We start from the raw sequence: 20,106 nt of genomic DNA, 5'->3' as shown, positions 1-20,106 counted from the left end.
GAATAAACAGAAAAATATAGTTATAAATATTGCCTCTTCGATATGAAGAGGCAATATTTATTAATAGTTATTATCGCTACCAAAGAAATCTTTGAACGATTGAATTGTTGTATCACGGTTTAATGCCGCAATTGAAGTTGTTAAAGGAATACCCTTCGGACATGATTGCACACAGTTTTGAGAGTTACCACAGTTTGCTAGTCCTCCATCTCCCATAATTGCACGTAAGCGATCTGCTTTATGCATTTCACCCGTTGGATGTGAGTTGAATAAGCGAGCTTGTGATAACGGTGCTGGTCCAATAAAGTCAGACTTACTGTTTACGTTTGGACATGATTCTAAGCAAACACCACATGTCATACATTTTGAAAGCTCATAAGCCCATTGACGCTTTTTCTCAGGCATTCTTGGTCCTGGACCTAGGTCATACGTACCATCAATTGGAATCCACGCTTTAACGCGTTTTAGAGCATTAAACATGCGACTACGATCAACTTGTAAGTCACGTACAACCGGGAATGTCTTCATCGGTTTTAAGCGAATTGGTTGCTCTAATTGATCAATAAGTGCCGTACATGATTGACGTGGTTTTCCGTTAATCACCATCGAACATGCACCACATACTTCCTCTAAGCAGTTCATATCCCATGCAATCGGAGTTGTTTGGTTCCCTTTTGAATCAACAGGATTACGACGGATTTCCATAAGTGCTGAGATAATATTCATATTCGGACGATATGGAATTTCAAATTCTTGGTCAAACGCTTGCGCATCTGGCCCGTCTTGTCTCGTAATGATGAGGCGGATTGTTTTCTCAGACATGTTGTTTATCCCCCTTCTCTTCACCCTTAGCAGCTACATCGTGTTTTGAAGAATAATCACGTTTACGCGGTTTAATTAACGAAATATCAACGTCCTCGTAATGGAATGCTGGTGCATTTCCTTCTCCCTCAAATTTTGCCATCGTAGTTTTTAAGAAGTTTGCATCATCACGATTTGGGAATTCAGGTTTGTAATGCGCCCCACGGCTCTCATTACGGTTATATGCGCCAATTGTAATAACACGTGCTAACTCAAACATATTTGCAAGTTGGCGTGTAAATGAAGCACCTTGGTTACTCCATCTTGCTGTATCGTTAATGTTAATACGTTTGTAACGAGCCATTAATTCTTCAATTTTCGCATCTGTTTCTAATAATTTTTTATTTTCACGAACTACTGTAACGTTATCTGTCATCCATTCTCCAAGCTCTTTATGAAGAACATACGCATTTTCGTTACCATCCATCGTTAAAATATTGTTAAATTTCTCTGTTTCGATTAATTCATTTTGCTCATATACAGTAGATGAAACAGCATCAGATGATTTAGAAAGACCTTTCATATACTCAATTGCGTTTGGTCCTGCTACCATACCACCATAAATTGCTGATAATAGTGAGTTCGCGCCAAGACGGTTACCACCGTGCATAGAATAATCACACTCACCTGCTGCAAATAAACCTGGAATATTTGTCATCTGTTTATAATCAACCCATAGTCCGCCCATTGAATAGTGAACAGCTGGGAAGATTTTCATCGGTAGTTTACGAGGATCATCCCCTGTAAATTTCTCATAGATTTCAATAATTCCACCTAGTTTAATATCTAGTTCTTTTGGATCTTTATGAGAAAGATCTAAGTACACCATGTTTTCACCGTTAATACCTAGTTTTTGCTCTACGCAAACATCAAAGATTTCACGCGTTGCGATGTCACGAGGTACAAGGTTTCCGTAAGCCGGATATTTTTCTTCTAAGAAGTACCATGGTTTACCATCTTTATATGTCCAAACACGTCCACCTTCACCACGTGCAGATTCACTCATAAGACGTAATTTATCGTCTCCAGGAATTGCCGTTGGGTGAATTTGAATGAACTCACCGTTTGCATAATATGCGCCTTGTTGATATACAGCAGAAGCTGCTGTACCTGTATTGATAATGGAGTTTGTTGATTTTCCGAAAATGATACCAGGGCCCCCTGTTGCCATAATCACGGCATCTGCTCCGAAACTTCTAATCTCCATAGTTTGTAAGTCTTGTGCAACGATTCCTCGGCACACACCTTCATCATCAACAACAGCTCGTAAGAAATCCCAACCTTCATATTTCGTTACAAGTCCTGCTACTTCGTGACGACGTACTTGCTCATCTAATGCGTAAAGTAATTGCTGTCCAGTTGTTGCACCAGCAAATGCTGTACGGTGATGTTGCGTTCCACCAAATCGACGGAAATCAAGAAGTCCTTCTTCCGTACGGTTGAACATAACACCCATACGGTCCATTAAATGAATGATACCAGGTGCTGCTTCACACATTGCTTTAACTGGTGGTTGGTTCGCTAAGAAGTCCCCACCATAAATTGTATCGTCAAAGTGGATCCATGGAGAATCCCCTTCACCTTTCGTATTTACGGCACCGTTAATTCCGCCCTGAGCACATACAGAATGTGAACGTTTTACTGGTACTAAAGAAAACAGTTCAACATTTACTCCTGCTTCTGCCGCTTTAATCGTTGCCATTAAGCCAGCCAAGCCACCGCCGACTACTATAAGTTTCCCTTTCATGCTCTCCCACTCCTTACTGGTTTGCTAGCTGTGGATCGATGAACGCTAATAATGCACTCACACCTACATAAGATAAACCTAAGAAAATAGCTAATGTTACATAAGTAGAGATTCTTTGTGAACGTGGAGATACTGTAATTCCCCAGCTGATGCAGAATGTCCATAGTCCATTTGCAAAGTGGAAAATTGTTGAAACAACACCAACTAAGTAGAATGCAAACATAGCTGGATTGTTTAAAATATCTGCCATCATATCATAGTTTACCTCTTTACCTAACATTGCTTGAATACGAGTTTCCCAGACGTGCCAAGAAATGAAGATCAGCGTAACGATACCTGAAATTCTTTGGAAGACGAACATCCAGTTACGGAAATAACCGTAAGAAACCGCATTGTTCTTAGCTGTAAATGCAATATATAAGCCATATATAGCATGGTACAGTATCGGTAAAAAGATGATGAAAATTTCTAGCGCATACCGGAATGGAAGGAGCTCCATAAAGCCTGCAGCTTTGTTAAAAGCCTCTGCTCCTCGTGTTGCAAAGTTGTTTACAATTAAATGTTGCGTCAAAAAGACACCAACCGGGATGACCCCCATTAATGAGTGCCACTTACGAAACGTATACTCGCGGCCTTTCATGTCCCCATTACCCCCCTTGAATGTTTGACTGCTGTTTTCAGATTAGTTTATGACAATAATGTTTTTTCACTATTGGCATAAGAAAAACTGAAAAAATTATTCGAAATATTTCAGCATAATTTGATACCAAGTTCATTTTACTCCTATTTTTGTCGAAGCGTCAAGAAAACGTATACATAATTTGCATATAATTTGCCAATTCTTTTTTTCTTCTTATATATTCAGATTTTCCTAAAGAAAAATCTGTTTTTATAAATGTGAAATGTTATATAATAATCCCTATAGAAAGAGGGGAATATTGTGAGTAAAAATACAATCGATACAACATCTTTAGAAGATGTTTCATTGAACGCCTTCGCTTATGAATTGCTACGTGAAGAATTACTACCTGATTTAATCGGCAACGATTTAGATGGTATTTTATACTGGTCTGGTAGAAACCTTGCAAGAAAATATCCGCTAGAAACAATTGAAGAAGTCATTCAGTTCTTTGAAAAGGCTGGCTGGGGCACTTTAAGCATTGTTGAACATAAGCGTCGTGAAATGCAGTTCCAACTTAAAGGCACACTCATCGCAGAACGTCAAAAACAAAAACGACATTCTTCTTATCAACTAGAAGCCGGATTCATCGCTGAACAAATCCAAAAGCAACGGAACGTCGTTGCAGAGTCATACGAAGAAAAGAAAAAACGTTCTGACTCTATTACATTTCTTGTAAAATGGGATATAAAAGATCTCATTGAAGTGTAAGCATTACCTACAGTCAACTAGACATATCAGTTTAGTTGACTTTTTTGTATTTTCATTCAGATGAGTTTATTTTAAATCTTCAGAAATTATACCAAAAAACAGAAGACGTTGTAAACTACAACGTCTTCTTATCTGTTAAATACGTATAAATCGTCTCCGCGACATTTTTCGGCATACCCGCTTCGACAAATTCCTCTATAGAAGCTTCTTTCATCTTCTTTAATGAACCAAAATGTTTTAACAATACCTTTTTCCGTTTATCACCGATTCCTGGAATATCATCCAATGCTGATTGAATGACAGATTTCCCATGTAATTGACGATGGAATGTAATCGCAAATCGATGCACCTCATCTTGAATACGCTGCAATAAATAAAATTCTTGGCTATTTCTCTCAAGCATCACAGGTTCCGGTGGATCCCCAATAATTAAATGGGAGGTTTTATGTTTATCATCTTTTACAAGACCTGCCATCGGAATATATAATCCGAGCTCATTCTCTAAAATATCACTTGCAGCCGCTAGATGGCCTTTTCCTCCATCAATAATAATCAAATCAGGTAAAGGTGAATTTTCTTTAAGCGCCCTTGTATAACGGCGCCTCACAACTTCTCTCATAGACTCATAATCATCTGGCCCTTGAACCGTTTTAATTTTATATTTTCGATACTCTTTCTTCGCCGGTTTCCCATCGATAAAAGCAATCATTGCAGAAACGGGATTTGTTCCTTGAATATTTGAGTTATCAAACGCTTCAATACGATACGGCGTTTCAATCCCAAGCTGCTTCCCTAAATGATCTACCGCTTTAATCGTTCGTTCTTCATCACGTTCAATTAAGTAAAACTTCTCTTCAAGAGCAATCTTCGCATTTTTATTTGCCAATTCTACAAGGTCTTTTTTCTTACCACGTTTCGGCTGCGTCGCTTCCACTTCTAAAAAGCGCTCTACTAATTCCGAGTCTATACTTCCTGGAACGACAATTTCCTTCGGCTTAAAATGACTACTGTTTTCATAAAATTGGCCGATAAACGTTAAAAAACCCTCTTCTGGTTCATCGTAAATTGGAAACATAGAAACATCACGTTCAATTAGCTTTCCTTTTCGAACGAAGAAAACTTGAACACACATCCATCCTTTATCCACTGCATATCCAAACACATCACGATCCACTAAGTCACTCATAATCATCTTTTGTTTTTCCATAATCGCATCAATATGAGCAATTTGATCACGCAACTCTTTTGCACGTTCAAACTCTAGTTTCTCTGAGGCCTCATACATTTTTATTTCTAGTTCTGAACGAACTTCTTTATGTCCACCATTTAAAAACTTAATAATTTCATCTACAATTTCTTTATTTTGTTCTTCCGTCACTTCTTTCACACAAGGCGCTAAACATTGACCCATATGATAATACAAACACACTTTATCTGGCATATTCGTGCATTTCCGAAGTGGATACATACGATCTAGCAGTTTTTTCGTTTCATGAGCAGATTGTGCATTTGGATAAGGACCAAAATATTTCCCTTTATCCTTTTTTACGTTTCGAGTAATGAGTAAGCGCGGTTGCTTCTCCGCCGTAATTTTAATAAAAGGATATGTTTTATCATCTTTTAATTGAATATTATATTTCGGATCATATTTTTTAATTAGATTTAACTCTAAAATAAGTGCTTCTAAATTCGAAGAGGTTACAATATATTCAAAATCAACAATTTCTCCTACAAGCCGCAGTGTTTTCCCATCATGTGAACCAGTAAAGTACGAGCGCACACGATTTTTAAGCACTTTTGCCTTTCCGACATATATAACCGTTCCTTGCTTATCTTTCATCAAATAACAACCAGGTTGATCTGGTAAAATAGCCAACTTCTCTTTCAAATGTTCGTGCACTCGTCTCCCTCCATTTCTACATACTTAGCATTTTTATTTTCCCTTGAAAACATACTATGCCCAAACACCCAACATACGTTCTTTTATTGTAACGGAAAGACTGTAAAAAAGAAAATAAAAAAAGCTACCAAATGGTAGCTTTTTTATTTTAGAAGTGTTTAGAAACTAATTCTACTAACGCTTCTTTCGGTTTGTAACCTAACGCTTGATCAACTACTTTACCGTCTTTTAATACGAAAAGAGCTGGAATGCTCATTACTTCGAATTGACGAGCAGTTTCTTGGTTTTCATCAACGTCTACTTTTACTACTTTTACTTTTTCGCCTAGTTCTGCATCAATTTCCTCTAATACAGGAGCGATCATTTTACAAGGTCCACACCAAGGTGCCCAGAAATCTAATAATACAACACCTTCGCTAGTTTCTGCTGCGAAGCTTTGGTCATTTGCGTTTACAATTGCCATTTTATTTCCTCCTTCAAGTATATTCTACCAAGAGTATATCATTAACTTATATACGTGGCGAATAATATGTATCGTTATGTATTGTAACAAAAAAATGTTCCTTTATACTATATAAAAATACGGATTAAATACTAAAAAGATGAGAGACAGGGGATCTCTCACCTTTTTCTATATATAGGGGTACTTCACTTGGAACTCAAGGGTACTTAAATCATGAATGTACTTTTAACTTTTTAAACTCTTCTGTTAAAAGAGGTACAACTTCGAATAAGTCACCGACAATACCATAGTCAGCTACTTTAAAGATACTTGCTTCTGGATCTTTATTAATCGCAACGATTATTTTTGAGTTAGACATACCTGCTAAATGCTGAATCGCACCAGAAATACCACATGCAATGTATAAGTCTGGCGTAACAACTTTACCAGTTTGACCAATTTGTAATGAGTAATCACAGTATTCAGCGTCACAAGCACCACGAGATGCCCCAACAGCGCCGCCTAGTACGTCTGCTAACTCTTTTAATGGCTTAAAGCCTTCTTCACTCTTCACACCACGTCCGCCAGCGATAATAACTTTTGCTTCAGAAAGATCCACACCTTCTGCTGTTTTACGGACAACATCTTGAATGATTGTACGTAAATCTTTCACATCAACTGTAATAGAAGATACGTCACCGCTGCGAGACTCATCTTTTTCCAGAGTTGCAATGTTATTTGGACGCACTGTCGCAAATAAGATGCCGTCTGTTACAATCTTCTTCTCGAATGCTTTACCAGAGTAAATTGGACGAGTGAAGATAACATTTCCACCTTCAACCTCTAAAGCAGTTACGTCAGAAACTAAACCAGCTTCAAGCTTCGCTGCTAATTTTGGTGATAAATCTTTACCAAGTGCTGTATGTCCAAAAACGATACCTTCTGGATTTTCTTCAGCATGTACAGCTAAAAACGCTTGTGCATAACCATCAGATGTATATGATTTTAATTTATCATTTTCAACTGTCACAACGCGATCTGCACCGTAATGAATCAATTCATTTGCAAAAGAGGCAACGCTGTCTCCAATTAGAAGACCTACTACTTCACCGCCTTCTGCAATTGTTTTTGCTGCTGCTACCGCTTCAAAAGAAACGTTACGTAGCGATCCATCACGAACTTCACCCATTACTAATACTTTACGAGCCATAGATTTTCCCTCCTGCATATATAATTTCGTATTTTATTAGATTACTTTCGCTTCTGTATGGAGCAACGATACAAGTTCTTTTACTTGATCTTGCAGCTCGCCTTGTAACACTTTTCCTGCATCTTTCTTAGGAGGCAAATAGATTTCAATTGTTTTTGTCTTTGCTTCCACATCATCTTCTTCTAAATCTAAATCATCTAATTCTAATTCTTCTAGCGGCTTTTTCTTCGCTTTCATAATACCTGGAAGCGATGGATAACGCGGTTCATTTAAACCTTGCTGTGCTGTTACTAAAACTGGTAATGAAGTTGCAATCACTTCTGTATCACCTTCAACATCACGCTCAATCTTCACATTTGTACCGTCAATTTCAAGTTTTGTAATTGTCGTTACATACGGAATATTTAACGCTTCAGCTACGCGTGGTCCTACTTGTCCAGATGCACCATCAATTGCAACGTTTCCGCCTAAAATTAAATCTGCATCTTTATCTTTTAAATATTCAGCAAGCACTTTTGCTGTCGTGAACTGGTCACCATTTTCTACATCATCTTCAATATTAATTAATACAGCTTTATCACAGCCCATTGCTAATGCAGTACGAAGTTCTTTCTCACTATCTTCGCCACCAACTGTTACAACTGTAACTTCTCCACCTTGTGCGTCTCTTACTTGAATTGCTTCTTCAATTGCATATTCATCGTAAGGGTTGATGATGAATTCCGCTTCGCCATCGTAAATTGCACCGTTTTTAATTACGATTTTTTCTTCTGTATCAAATGTTCGTTTCATGAGTACGTAGATGTTCATTCCATTTACCCCCTTGTTTTTCAGAAAGATTCTATCAATTTTAATTTTCTGTTAATTTATATTAAAAAAATAATTGAACTACCTGCCACTAAATGAAGGTTTTCGCTTTTCTAAAAATGCAGCTACACCTTCTCTTCCATCTTCACTCGTAAATACTTCACCAAAAATCTGTGATTCACGTTGTACACCTTCATAGTAATGAGACGATTTTGTCGTTTGCAATAACTCTAGTACAGCACGAGTTGTTGCTGGACTTTTTCCAGCAATTTGTTTTGCAACTTTAAGCGTATCATCTAAAAGAGATTCTTCAGAGAACAATCCGTTAACAAGTCCCCACTTTAATGCTTCTGCACCAGTAATTGGTGTACTTGTTAACATCATTTCACAAGCTTTCGCTTTCCCAACATAACGCGGTAAGCGCTGTGTACCTGCAAAGCCAGGAATTAATCCAAGTGTTAATTCAGGTAAACCAAGTTTTGCACTTTCAGTTGCAAAGCGCATGTGGCAAGACATAGCAAACTCAAGGCCGCCGCCCAGTGCCGCTCCATGAATTGCCGCAATAACTGGTTTTGAACATTTTTCAACACGCTCAAACGTAACTTGTCCAAGCTGTGCTAATTCTGTTGCTTGCTTCGCTTCAGTAACAGATGTAAATTCTTTAATATCTGCTCCCGCTGAGAAGAAACGTCCTTCACCGTGAATAACAACAACACGAATGTTATCATCCTTTTCCACTTGATCAATTAATTCAGTAACGTCATGCATAACTTGTGAAGACATCGCATTCGCTGGTGCGTGATTTAATGTCGCCACCGCGATATGATCTTCAACTCTTACAGATAGGAATTTCAACATGATCCCTCCCATTATTGACGATAACCACAAGCTGCAATAAGTAGCCCGTGTACCGTTTTTGAAAGTGCGACCAGATCATACTTATGATCGCTCATTACCCAATTGGTCACAACTTCATCTACTGTTCCAAAGATCATTTGTCTTGCCACGCGAACATTTAAATCTGCTTGAAATTCACCTTGTTTTATACCAGTCTCTAAAATCTCATCCATAACTTGTAAGTAGCCTTTTAATACTTCATTTATTTTAAGGCGCAAGTCTTGATTGGACTGCCTCAGCTCTAATTGCGTAACGATAGCAAGAGGATCATTTTGCGACAACAGCAAGAAGTGCGTTTCTACCAACATGAATAACTTCGATACAGCGCTTTCAATTCCTGCTGTTTTTTGACGAATTGTTTCGACAAATTCTCCCATCTTCTCTTGGAATAAGGATATTAATATATCTTCTTTATTTTTAAAATATAAATAAATCGTGCCATCAGCTACCCCAGCTTGCTTTGCGATTTTAGAAACTTGCGCTTGGTGGTACCCATTCTCCGCAATCACAATGACTGCCGCATCAATAATTTGATTGTATTTCGGTCTATTTTTCTTCACTTTACTGTCCCCTTCAAGAAGATGACTGAATGAATAGTCATTCATATTCTTATAATACTGACTATTTAGAAAAGTGTCAATCCTATTTTTTCAAAAAGAAAGGGCCTTAGCCCGTTTGCTCATCCTCATTCTTTCTCTTCTCTTCATCTATTAGAACACGGCGTAAAATTTTCCCTACTGTCGTTTTTGGCAATTCATCTCTAAACTCATATACTTTCGGCACTTTATAAGCCGCTAAATATTTACGTGCAAACTGATTTAATTCTTCCTCAGAGCACTCCGTACCTTCTTTTAACACAACAAATGCTTTAACTGTCTCTCCTCGGTACGGATCTGGAACTCCAATTGTCACTACTTCTTGCACTTTTTCATGCTCATATAATACTTCTTCAACTTCACGAGGATACACATTAAATCCACTCGCAACAATCATATCTTTCTTGCGATCTTTTACATAGAAGAATCCATCTTCATCCATGTAGCCAACATCCCCTGTATGGAGCCAGCCATCTTGCAATACAGCCGCTGTTTCCTCTGGCTTATTCCAGTATCCTTTCATAATTTGAGGACCTTTCACTACAATTTCCCCTATTTCTCCTGGCGGTAATGCCTCACCAGTTTCAAGTGACATAATGATTGCTTCTGTATCTGGCCACGGAACTCCAATGCTACCTGGCACCCGCTTTTCCCATAAAAAATTACTATGTGTAACCGGAGAGGATTCTGTTAAACCATATCCCTCTACTAGTTTACCACCTGTAACTGTTTCGAACTTTTCCTGTACTTCTACTGGTAGTGGTGCTGACCCACTAATACAAGCACGAATAGAAGAAATATCGTATTCTTTTAAAAGTGGGCTATTTAAAAGAGCGATATAAATAGTTGGTGCCCCTGGAAATAGTGTCACTTTATGCTTCTTAATCGCTTCAAAAACCATTTTCATATCAAACTTTGGAATAAGGACCATTTTGTATCCTTGCATAACACTCAAATTCATAACAGCCGTCATGCCGTACACGTGGAAAAATGGAAGAACCCCAAGAATGACTTCTTCTCCTTCTTTGCAATTATATAACCATTGAACTCCCATTAACGTGTTAGAGACGAGGTTTTTATGCGTTAACATAACGCCTTTCGGAAATCCGGTTGTTCCTCCTGTGTACTGTAAAAGAGCTAGATCATTTTCAGGATCACAAGGCACCTCAACATCCGTATTCACTTCTTTTTCTACTGAATTCCAAAGATGAATCGTTTCACTCTCTGATACTTTCACAACTAAATTTGACTGTTTTTTCTGCACAAATGGATACAATAGATTTTTAGGGAATGGTAAAAAGTCCGCAATACGAGTTACGATAATATGCTCAATTTTTGTAGCAGATTGAACATTCGTTACTCTTGGAAACACTAAATCGAGACAAAGAATTACTTTTGCTCCCGAGTCATGAAGCTGATATTCTAATTCTCTTTCTGTATACAGTGGGTTTGTTTGTACTACGATACCTCCCGCAAGTAATGTGCCGTAATAACCAATTACAGCTTGCGGACAATTCGGCAACATAATAGCAACTCGATCACCCTTTTCCACACCGAGCTTTTGAAGATAATTTGCAAACCTCTTCACCTTATCATGGAAGTCCGAAAACGTAATATCCTTCCCTAAAAAGTGAAGCGCTTTCTTTTCTGGGTAGCGAGATGCCATCTGTTCTACATATCTATGAAGCGGCTGAATATCATAAGAAATCGTACTCGGAATTTCCTCTGGATAACTTTTCAACCATGGTTTTTCCACCTTCATTCCCCCTTCAAATACATAAAAAATAAATGAATGTTCATTCATGATGGTTATTTTCATTATATTATAGTCACCATAGCGTTACAATCATAATATTCTGACTTTTATATAACTATGCTTTACTTCATTAACTTCTTATTATATGTAGAAACTCTCTTAATCTTAAAAGAGTAAGAGAGTTATGGCTTAGCTCAATCTTATTATCGTTAACACTGCTCCTGGGGTAGTTGTTGATAATGTTGCGACAGCTAACAAACCAAATAATTGTAAACTAATAGCATCTCCTGCTGCAAGAGTTGTAATAATTGTTGCACTAAATGATGTGGTTGCTACCGCAGGAGAATTTATCGTCCCAGCAAGTGCCCCTCCATTAATTGTAATCCGTGAACTGACTAATAATGAAGCCGTTATATTAATTGTATATGAAATATAATAATTACCAGCATTTGCAACCGTAAATACTGTGTTTCCACCAGAAACAGTAATTCCTGGACCGATGTTTTGATTATTTGGAAGCGGGACATTCGTTCCACCAAGAACTACCGATATCGCTGTTCCCGACGTATTATTTGCAAATGCATATGTCGCCGTGATACTTGTACCTGTAGCCCCGGTTGAACCCGTTGAGCCCGTCGCTCCTGTTGCTCCTGTCGGACCTGTTGAACCCGTCGTTCCCGTTGGACCGGTTGAGCCTGTTGCTCCCGTTGGGCCTGTCACTCCTGTTGAACCCGTCGCTCCCGTTGCCCCGGTTGAACCTGTCGCTCCTGTTGGGCCTGTTGGACCCGTTGCCCCTGTTATTCCTGTCGCCCCCGTTGGGCCTGTTGCCCCTGTTATTCCTGTCGCTCCTGTTGGACCCGTTGCCCCTGTTATTCCTGTCGCTCCCGTTGGGCCTGTTGCTCCTGTTATTCCTGTCGCTCCCGTTGGACCTGTGTCGCCTGTTACTCCTGTCGCCCCCATTGGGCCTGTGCCACCTGTTGCTCCTGTTGCTCCCGTTGGGCCTGTGCCACCTGTTGCTCCTGTTGCCCCCGTCGGACCGGTTGGACCAACCTTAGGAACTGTCCCATCGCAACTAAAACAGCATGAATCAACATGTACACCATTTTGATTATTACACCCACAATATCCATTTACGTTATTGCTCCATGAAGACATGTTGATCACTTCCTTTACATTCGATCTTTTTAGCGCAATCACCGACTTAAAAAACACCTATCTAAATAACAAAGAAATACTTTGCCTAGTTGGGGATAAAACACAGATTTCCTCCATACATTCTAGTAATTATTACATGCGATTCACTCTCCTTTTGCTTGTACTTTCGCCTTATCTCCACAGACTATTAACAATACACATTACACTATCGTACACAGCCACTTTCCCATTTAAACTTTCCACATTCGCCAATATTTTTAGTAAAGAGGCTTATTCTTCATAAATAGCGACTATAATATATAAAAATCCGTATAGTTCGTTATTTTTCGTCAAAATTTTAAAAATATATTGACACTTAAAATATCCTCATAGTATGATTTGGGTGTTGTAATTGATAACCATTTTCACTTATGGTACTAGTTACAAAAAACACTTAATTTGGGGGCAGAAGATGAAGAAAATTCTCAGTATTTTCATAGTAGTTCTTCTATTCGCTGTTGGATGCGGACAGCAAAAAGAGGAGAAAAAAGAAACAAAAGCGGACAATAAAAATCAAGCTCTAACAATTAAACACGCTGAAGGGGAAACGAAGTTAGATAAACCAGCAAAAAAAGTAGTTGTACTTGAGTGGGTATATTCTGAAGACTTATTAGCACTTGGTGTTCAGCCAGTAGGGATGGCAGACATTAAGAATTATAATAAATGGGTAAATACAAAAACAAAACCGAGTAAAGATGTTGTAGATGTAGGGACACGTCAACAACCAAACTTAGAAGAAATTAGCCGTTTAAAACCAGACTTAATTATTACAGCTTCATTCCGTGGTAAAGCAATTAAAAATGAATTAGAGCAAATTGCACCAACAGTTATGTTTGATCCATCAACAAGCAATAACGATCACTTTGCTGAAATGACAGAAACATTTAAACAAATTGCAAAAGCAGTTGGAAAAGAAGAAGAAGGTAAAAAAGTATTAGCTGATATGGATAAAGCATTCGCTGATGCAAAAGCAAAAATTGAGAAAGCAGACTTAAAAGATAAAAACATCGCAATGGCACAAGCATTTACTGCTAAAAACGTACCAACATTCCGTATCTTAACTGACAATTCTTTAGCTTTACAAGTTACAAAAAAATTAGGTCTAACAAATACTTTTGAAGCAGGAAAATCTGAGCCAGATGGTTTTAAACAAACAACTGTAGAATCATTACAAAGTGTACAAGATTCAAACTTCATTTACATTGTAGCGGATGAAGATAACATTTTTGACACGCAACTAAAAGGCAACCCTGCTTGGGAAGAATTAAAGTTCAAAAAAGAAAACAAAATGTATAAATTAAAAGGCGACACTTGGATTTTCGGTGGTCCTGAGTCTGCAACATCTTTAGCAACACAAGTAGCAGATGTAATGACAGCGAAGAAGTGATTACACAATGAATAGCTTACAACATACACTTCGAGCAAGTCTTGTATTCGGAGGAGGAGCAGCTCTCTTGCTCCTCCTTTTCTTTATTCATATCGGACAAGGTCAAGCAAACATTTCCTATAGTATGATTATTGATGCTCTTATCTCACCGAACCAATCACTAGAACATCAAACTTTAATTATGCTTCGATTACCTAGAGCTGTAATTGCCATTTTAGCTGGAGGCGCTCTTGCTGCATCAGGGGTTATTTTACAAACGTTAACGAAAAATCCACTTGCTGAATCCAGTACAATGGGTATTCACTCTGGCGCATATTTCTTTCTAGTAGCGGCTACAATTTTCTTACCGAAAGATTTACAAATTAATTCTCTTCTGTTCACATTTATCGGCGGTGCTATTACTGCTTTATTTGTATACCGTATTTCTGGTGGAAAAAAGGGAACCCCACTTAGAATGGCATTAGCTGGTATGGTCGTTACATTAATGCTCTCTGCCTTTACCGGAACGATGCAGCTTTTCTATGAAAATGAAACAGCTGGTTTATTTTTATGGGGAGCTGGCTCTCTTATTCAAAATAACTGGGATGGCGTTCAATTTGCTTTTCCATTTATCATTATTTCTTTCCTAGTTTTACTATTTATGTCTCGTAAACTCAACATTCTCTTACTTGGTGATGATGTTGCTATTTCTCTTGGTGAAAAAACAGCAGTAACACGTCTTATCGCCTTCATTGCTGCAATCTTTTTAACAGCAGTAATTGTTACTGTTGTTGGACCAATTGGCTTTGTCGGCTTAGTTGCACCTCATTTAATGCGCCTTATCGGATACCGTCAACACTTTACTCTTCTTCTCTCTTCTTTCTTATGGGGGGCAGTATTATTGCTTGGAGCAGATGTTGTCGGTAGATTAATAGATCCAACCGGTGCAGAACTTCCTGTTGGGGCAGTCACAGCAATGATTGGATCTCCTTGGCTTATTTACTTAGTGTATCGAATGATGAAATCGAAACAATATATGAATGATAACGGTGCGAATGCAGCTGGAGCTAGTTCCCGCTATTACTCTTATAAAAAGGTAATCATTATATCTATCACACTTTGTATTGTGACGATTGCTCTTGGTGTTACAATCGGTAGTAACGCTTATATCGAAAGCATTACTAATGTTATATCAGGTCAATTAACACAATTTGACAAAAATATGATGATGAATCTTCGTTTACCAAGAATGCTCGTTGCTGCTATTGCTGGCGCATGCCTTGCAATAAGTGGGCTTGTTTTCCAAAGTATATTACGAAACCCACTTGCCGATCCTTCTATTATTGGTATTTCATCGGGAGCTGGTGTCGGTGCTTTAACGATTATGTATGTCTTTCCTGCACTTCCTGGTTTCTTCCTACCAATTGGTGCATTTATTGGCGGACTACTTGCAGTTGGAATTGTCCTCTTCTTCTCTTGGAAATCAGGATTTAGTCCAACAGCTCTCGCTTTAATAGGGATTGGTATTTCTGCGCTTGGCTCAGCAATTATTCAAATCTTTATCGTTAGAGCCAATTTGAATGTTGCCGCTGCTTTAACATGGTTATCTGGCAGTACGTATGCAAGAGGGTGGAATCACTTAGAAAATATCATTCTATATCCATCTCTAATTCTTGTATTCATTATCTTTTTCTTAATAAAACAACTTGACGTTCTCGTACTGGGAGACGATTTAGCAACTGGACTTGGGCAACCAGTAAATAAAACACGTCTTGCTCTAATTGTGCTAGCGACACTACTTGCGTCAGTAAATATCGCTGCTGTCGGTACAATTGCCTTTTTAGGCCTTGTCGCACCTCACTTAGCAAGAATTGTTGTTGGTATGAACCATCAAAGACTATTCGTTTGCTCAGCACTGTTTGGAGCAATTCTTCTTTCCATTGCTGACTTACTCGGCCGAACAATTGCATATCCGAAAGAAATTCCTTCTGGTCTTGTCGTCGCTGTACTTGGAGCACCTTATTTCTTATGGTTGATGAGGAAGAGTGGGAAGAAAGTTAATTAAAAAGGAGGCTTCTTGTTAGAAGCCTCCTTTTTATATACTAAATAAAGTGAAACTTTAATTAGTGGGGGGGTTCTTCATCCCCACTGATTATTAACCCAAACCAATTGGGCTTTTATGAGCAGTGGATCTCCCACCTAACTTCTTTGCTCCAGCCGAATCTTGAGGTGGGAATTTTACTGCAGGTGAATAGCGGGATAAATTACTCTGATCTCACTAATTTCACAGATTCAGTACTCCCCATAAACTCATGATATACAGTTAATGTGTTCTCCTCAATTTTTAAATCAGCCTTATGCTTTATTTCCCCCACTAAAAATACAAGCTCTACAGAAATAATCCCTTGGTCCACACTTAATATTCGAAAGTCTCCTATAGTAGTCCCTTTCCCAAAAATATTATGTTCCATAAATTCTCCGCCTGTTTTCTCACTATTAATAGATTCTATTTCCAACCCAACTGGCCTGTCTGTACTTTCTGATGACATCCAAGACCCCTTTAACTTTCCAATATCAGCCTCTTTTTTCTTTTCATTTTTTAACTCTTCCTCTTTTTTCTTAACTTCTGCTTGTTGAGTTAGTAAGCCATCTATTTGCTTATTCAGCTCTTCGGCCCGTTGATTTTGGCCAGTATCGTTAACAATTTTATTTACTATCCCTTTAGCCTCTTCATACTTTTTATCATTCTTTAACTTCTCTGCCTTTTCCAATTGACCTATATATTGACCTTTTAACTCTTTATGCTCTATGAGCGAATCTTTTTGTTCTTTCGCTTGACTTTGAAGGATTGCGGAACCATCTTTCATCTTTTCTACTTCTTGAAACAAACCTATTGCTTGTTCTATATTTCCACTCGATTTCTCTTTTATCGAACTTATCATCTTAGTAGTTTGGTCTTTTAATACCTTTGCTTCTTTATCATCCTTTTTCTCTTCTAATGCTAGCTCAAATGATGCTACTGCCGTGTCATATTCTTTACTCGCTAACGCCAATTTCCCTTGATCCATTGCTTTTTTATAGGTTTCATTGCTACATCCTACCATTAAAAATAAAATTATGATTCCTAAAATCAATCTTTTCATAATATCCCCCTGAATTAATATAATTCTATATACACTCAATAGTATCATAAGATTTATATATAAAATTTTAAATACCATTATTAAAACATAAAGGGAACTTGTCATTTCTTCTCGAACTTAATCTATGAACATAAGTAGAGGGGGATAACAATAATGTACCAAACAATTGAAGGCTTCTTGCAATCATGGACATACGAAGCAGAGTCTACTCAGAAAATGCTTGATTCATTAACCGATGCATCTTTATCACAAGAAATTGCACCTGGACATTGGACGTTAGGAAGAGTCGCTTGGCATATCGTGACGGCAATTCCTGTTATACTATCTGGCACAGGGCTAAAGTTTGAAGGAGAAACGAAAGATTATCCTATCCCAACTTCTGCAAAAACAATTGCAGATGAGTACCGTAAAGTGAATGCGGCTTTTGTTGAAGCACTTCAAAGTAAATGGACTAATAAAGATTTAGCAACTATTAATGACTTCTTTGGTCGCCCTATGCCGAATTCTATATTTTTAATGACACTTATTAATCATCAAAATCATCACCGCGGGCAAATGACGGTTTTAATGCGACAAGCCGGCTTAACAGTTCCTGGCGTATATGGCCCCGCAAAAGAAGAATGGGCTGCGGCTGGAATGGAAGCTCCTAAAATGTAACGACAAAAAAGACAAGGTGTTTACACATCTTGTCTTTTTCTGTAACTTGTTTCATGTGAAACTATTTTTTCTAAATGGTTGTTTTATGGAATATATAGGTTAAAATGAATACATATTACGAAGAGGGGTAACCAAATTGAATACAAAAAATAAAAAAATAGCTATGGGAACTATTTTACTAACTTCTATTATTGGAGTTATTAGTGTATCTCTTTATTTCACCTATTATGGTACCCCTTGGGGAAAACAAACAGCAATTACGGAATCAAAAGAGTATATTACAAAATATTTTAATCTAGATGCAGAAGTCAAAAACACTTCTTACGATGCTAAAATGAATAGCTATGCAATCGCCTTTGAAACAAATAAAGACGGAGAGTTTACTATCGAATATAAAAGTCCTAATAACTTTAATATTTCTCCAGAAGTACAAGCGTATTTAAGCAAACACTCCAAATTTACAGAGTAGTAACGAAGCATACATATACAAAAAAGGAGTTAGTATAACACCAACTCCTTTTACGTATTCTTATCATACTGCTATATCTTCCTTCTCTATATTTTTAATGCCGTAATACGCAATCACAACTCCAATTGCTGCGAGTGCTAGTTGAAGGGGAAGAAAAGTTGCTGTAGAAAACTCTGGGTTGCCATTCATTGCAATTGTGACAACGATAAGAGATGAAACAATTGTAGTTGGCACGGAGCGTTTACGCATTCCGAAATATAATGGGATTAAACTCATCCCCGCAGTTGCAATGGCTAAAGGAACTAGTTTTATTCCTTCTTGCATCAATTGATCTACTGTAAATGAATTAGGAAGAATTGAAAAATAGCTATCTATACCAAAGAAAACTCCTACTACTAAAATGTTAGATACAATAACTGTTATAAATGTTACTATCGCTGTAATAGCCAACTTACTAGCCATCATTTTCTTCCGATTAATAGGGTAAGAAAACATAAGTAGTATTGTTTTATTTTTATATTCACCAATTATTAGCCTTGCGATTAATACACTACCAAAAACAATAAACGTTGCTCTTACTATTGTGCTAGCCATTAACAATATCGTCTCTGGATTCCTTATTTCTGCATCACCTTCTACTTGAGCAATGATGCTCACAAAGATCATTAATGCCAGTATAACAATATTTGCAATAATTGCTCTCTTCACGTACCAACCAAGCTTAAACTTTTTCAATTCTAGCTTCATTAAATGTAGCATGATAGTGTCCTCCTTCCTCCTAAGATTTAATCAATATAAATGACTCCTGTTTCACTTAAAATCTTCGCTTCATTTTTTGCATCACCAATCGTTCCTACTTTTATTTTTTCTGTATTTTTATCTTTCTTAAGTCCTTTTAAATCCACTATTACGTCAGCCGAATTACTTTTAGCCATAAGCTTCAATGATGCCGGGACACCTTTATACCGTACGCCAATATCCCCTGATTTTGTTTCTATAAATAATGATTTTCCTTCTGTCATATCTTTCAGCAATACTTCCCCAAATGTTGAAGTGATGTTCATATTTGAGTTACTTACATTTGTGATATAGTTATCACCAGTCGTAGACTTTATATTTAATTCTTGTACTGAACTATCTTTTACAACTAACTCTCCACTTTGCGATATGAATTCACCTTTCTCGGCTGATAGTCCTACAATCATTCCATCCCCAGATTTGCCTTTCGTCACGATACTTTTTACTACTATATCTCTTATTTTCACATCACCTGATTTATTATTTAATACAATTTTATCTATTTCTTTCTTCGGAATAGCTATACATATACTATTCTTCTTCCTAAACGTAAAACCATTAAAAAATTTGTTCGCCTCTTGTTTTTGCTTAACCATAATTTTATTTTCATCATTTTCTATTTTGACGGGATCTATCTCTTTATCTGCTTGTTCACCTTGAGCGGAAATTATTATTTTATTAGCGTCTGTACTTTTAAATTCAAGATTCCAGTTTTCATTGTCTACTTCTATTTCTTTTATATTATTTATCTCAAAAGACTTTTCTTTCTTAAAATCTTTCCCCTGAAATATCTTAAAACCAAAAACCGCACTAGCAATTGTAATGAATAATATTGCAATTACTATTATTTTTTTCACTATTCATACCCCAGTT

19 protein-coding genes are annotated in these 20,106 nt (G+C 37.5%); 5 read left to right on the top strand and 14 right to left on the bottom strand.

Annotated elements, in window-relative coordinates; all coding sequences use genetic code 11:
* Window positions 1-60 precede the first annotated feature (60 nt).
* The 3 genes from sdhB to sdhC are packed head-to-tail and all read right to left on the bottom strand — an operon-like array spanning window position 61 to window position 3,248.
* Entirely contained in the window at window positions 61-822 is a 762-nt protein-coding gene (gene sdhB, locus ACTFRM_RS15060) for a succinate dehydrogenase iron-sulfur subunit (RefSeq protein WP_001291827.1), read from the bottom strand.
* Window positions 815-2,608 carry a succinate dehydrogenase flavoprotein subunit gene (gene sdhA / locus ACTFRM_RS15055; protein ID WP_000676750.1) on the bottom strand — a complete coding sequence of 598 codons (1,794 nt, stop codon included), beginning with the start codon at window positions 2,606-2,608 and terminating at the stop codon, window positions 815-817. Before sdhA ends, sdhB begins: the two co-directional genes overlap by 8 nt.
* 13 nt (window positions 2,609-2,621) lie before the next feature.
* On the bottom strand, window positions 2,622-3,248 hold the full coding sequence (gene sdhC / locus ACTFRM_RS15050; protein WP_000678354.1) for a succinate dehydrogenase cytochrome B558: 627 nt from the start codon (window positions 3,246-3,248) through the stop codon (window positions 2,622-2,624).
* Window positions 3,249-3,548: 300 nt separating this feature from the next.
* Between sdhC and ACTFRM_RS15045 the strand changes: the two genes are divergently transcribed.
* Window positions 3,549-3,998 carry a YslB family protein gene (locus ACTFRM_RS15045; protein ID WP_000042226.1) on the top strand — a complete coding sequence of 150 codons (450 nt, stop codon included), beginning with the start codon at window positions 3,549-3,551 and terminating at the stop codon, window positions 3,996-3,998.
* A gap of 115 nt (window positions 3,999-4,113) precedes the next feature.
* On the opposite strand, the gene uvrC is transcribed toward ACTFRM_RS15045, so the two are convergent.
* From uvrC to ACTFRM_RS15005, 8 genes are all read right to left on the bottom strand, one after another.
* Window positions 4,114-5,898, bottom strand: a complete 1,785-nt coding sequence (uvrC, locus tag ACTFRM_RS15040; protein WP_000544296.1) for an excinuclease ABC subunit C — start codon at window positions 5,896-5,898, stop codon at window positions 4,114-4,116.
* A 148-nt stretch (window positions 5,899-6,046) separates the two neighbouring features.
* Window positions 6,047-6,361 carry a thioredoxin gene (trxA, locus tag ACTFRM_RS15035; RefSeq protein ID WP_001018943.1) on the bottom strand — a complete coding sequence of 105 codons (315 nt, stop codon included), beginning with the start codon at window positions 6,359-6,361 and terminating at the stop codon, window positions 6,047-6,049.
* 211 nt (window positions 6,362-6,572) lie between these two features.
* A complete protein-coding gene (etfA, locus tag ACTFRM_RS15030; RefSeq protein ID WP_000101945.1) occupies window positions 6,573-7,550 on the bottom strand; it encodes an electron transfer flavoprotein subunit alpha in 978 nt (325 codons plus the stop codon).
* Between the two features lie 36 nt (window positions 7,551-7,586).
* Window positions 7,587-8,360, bottom strand: coding sequence for an electron transfer flavoprotein subunit beta (etfB, locus tag ACTFRM_RS15025; protein WP_001029028.1), 774 nt, complete (start codon window positions 8,358-8,360; stop codon window positions 7,587-7,589).
* Window positions 8,361-8,438: 78 nt separating this feature from the next.
* Window positions 8,439-9,215 (bottom strand): enoyl-CoA hydratase, encoded by a 777-nt coding sequence (locus ACTFRM_RS15020; protein WP_000911292.1) that lies wholly within the window; start codon window positions 9,213-9,215, stop codon window positions 8,439-8,441.
* 11 nt (window positions 9,216-9,226) lie between these two features.
* Entirely contained in the window at window positions 9,227-9,814 is a 588-nt protein-coding gene (locus ACTFRM_RS15015) for a TetR/AcrR family transcriptional regulator (protein WP_000742223.1), read from the bottom strand.
* A 106-nt stretch (window positions 9,815-9,920) separates the two neighbouring features.
* Window positions 9,921-11,606 (bottom strand): long-chain-fatty-acid--CoA ligase, encoded by a 1,686-nt coding sequence (locus tag ACTFRM_RS15010; protein WP_000414743.1) that lies wholly within the window; start codon window positions 11,604-11,606, stop codon window positions 9,921-9,923.
* Window positions 11,607-11,795: 189 nt separating this feature from the next.
* Window positions 11,796-12,761: a BclA C-terminal domain-containing protein gene (locus ACTFRM_RS15005; RefSeq protein ID WP_440043443.1), complete on the bottom strand. Its 966-nt coding sequence runs from the start codon at window positions 12,759-12,761 to the stop codon at window positions 11,796-11,798.
* A gap of 451 nt (window positions 12,762-13,212) precedes the next feature.
* Here ACTFRM_RS15005 and ACTFRM_RS15000 point away from each other — a divergent pair, with 451 nt between their 5' ends.
* Both ACTFRM_RS15000 and fhuB read left to right on the top strand, forming a co-directional pair.
* The gene (locus tag ACTFRM_RS15000) at window positions 13,213-14,187 is read left to right on the top strand and encodes an ABC transporter substrate-binding protein (RefSeq protein ID WP_000722826.1); all 975 of its coding nucleotides are present in this window, start codon (window positions 13,213-13,215) and stop codon (window positions 14,185-14,187) included.
* A 7-nt stretch (window positions 14,188-14,194) separates the two neighbouring features.
* Entirely contained in the window at window positions 14,195-16,231 is a 2,037-nt protein-coding gene (fhuB, locus tag ACTFRM_RS14995; protein WP_001087088.1) for a Fe(3+)-hydroxamate ABC transporter permease FhuB, read from the top strand.
* Window positions 16,232-16,430: 199 nt separating this feature from the next.
* Here fhuB and ACTFRM_RS14990 read toward each other — a convergent pair whose 3' ends face one another.
* Window positions 16,431-17,309 carry a hypothetical protein gene (locus ACTFRM_RS14990; RefSeq protein ID WP_440043442.1) on the bottom strand — a complete coding sequence of 293 codons (879 nt, stop codon included), beginning with the start codon at window positions 17,307-17,309 and terminating at the stop codon, window positions 16,431-16,433.
* A 153-nt stretch (window positions 17,310-17,462) separates the two neighbouring features.
* On the opposite strand from ACTFRM_RS14990, the gene ACTFRM_RS14985 reads away from it, so the two are divergent.
* The gene (locus tag ACTFRM_RS14985) at window positions 17,463-17,966 is read left to right on the top strand and encodes a DinB family protein (RefSeq protein WP_440043441.1); all 504 of its coding nucleotides are present in this window, start codon (window positions 17,463-17,465) and stop codon (window positions 17,964-17,966) included.
* Window positions 17,967-18,102: 136 nt separating this feature from the next.
* Window positions 18,103-18,435, top strand: coding sequence for a YfjL-like protein (locus tag ACTFRM_RS14980; protein WP_001093296.1), 333 nt, complete (start codon window positions 18,103-18,105; stop codon window positions 18,433-18,435).
* Window positions 18,436-18,498: 63 nt separating this feature from the next.
* Here the strand turns inward: ACTFRM_RS14980 and ACTFRM_RS14975 are convergent, their stop codons facing one another.
* Window positions 18,499-19,194: an ABC transporter permease gene (locus tag ACTFRM_RS14975; protein WP_000902926.1), complete on the bottom strand. Its 696-nt coding sequence runs from the start codon at window positions 19,192-19,194 to the stop codon at window positions 18,499-18,501.
* 26 nt (window positions 19,195-19,220) lie between these two features.
* A complete protein-coding gene (locus ACTFRM_RS14970) occupies window positions 19,221-20,090 on the bottom strand; it encodes a DUF4097 family beta strand repeat-containing protein (protein WP_000720988.1) in 870 nt (289 codons plus the stop codon).
* Window positions 20,091-20,106 lie beyond the last annotated feature (16 nt).

It is taken from the genome of Bacillus cereus group sp. MYBK227-1 (assembly GCF_051916325.1).
Classification (GTDB): Bacteria; Bacillota; Bacilli; order Bacillales; family Bacillaceae_G; genus Bacillus_A; species Bacillus_A cereus.
The sequence above is the reverse complement of the archived record's forward strand: the minus strand, read 5'-3'. Positions and strand labels throughout refer to the sequence as shown.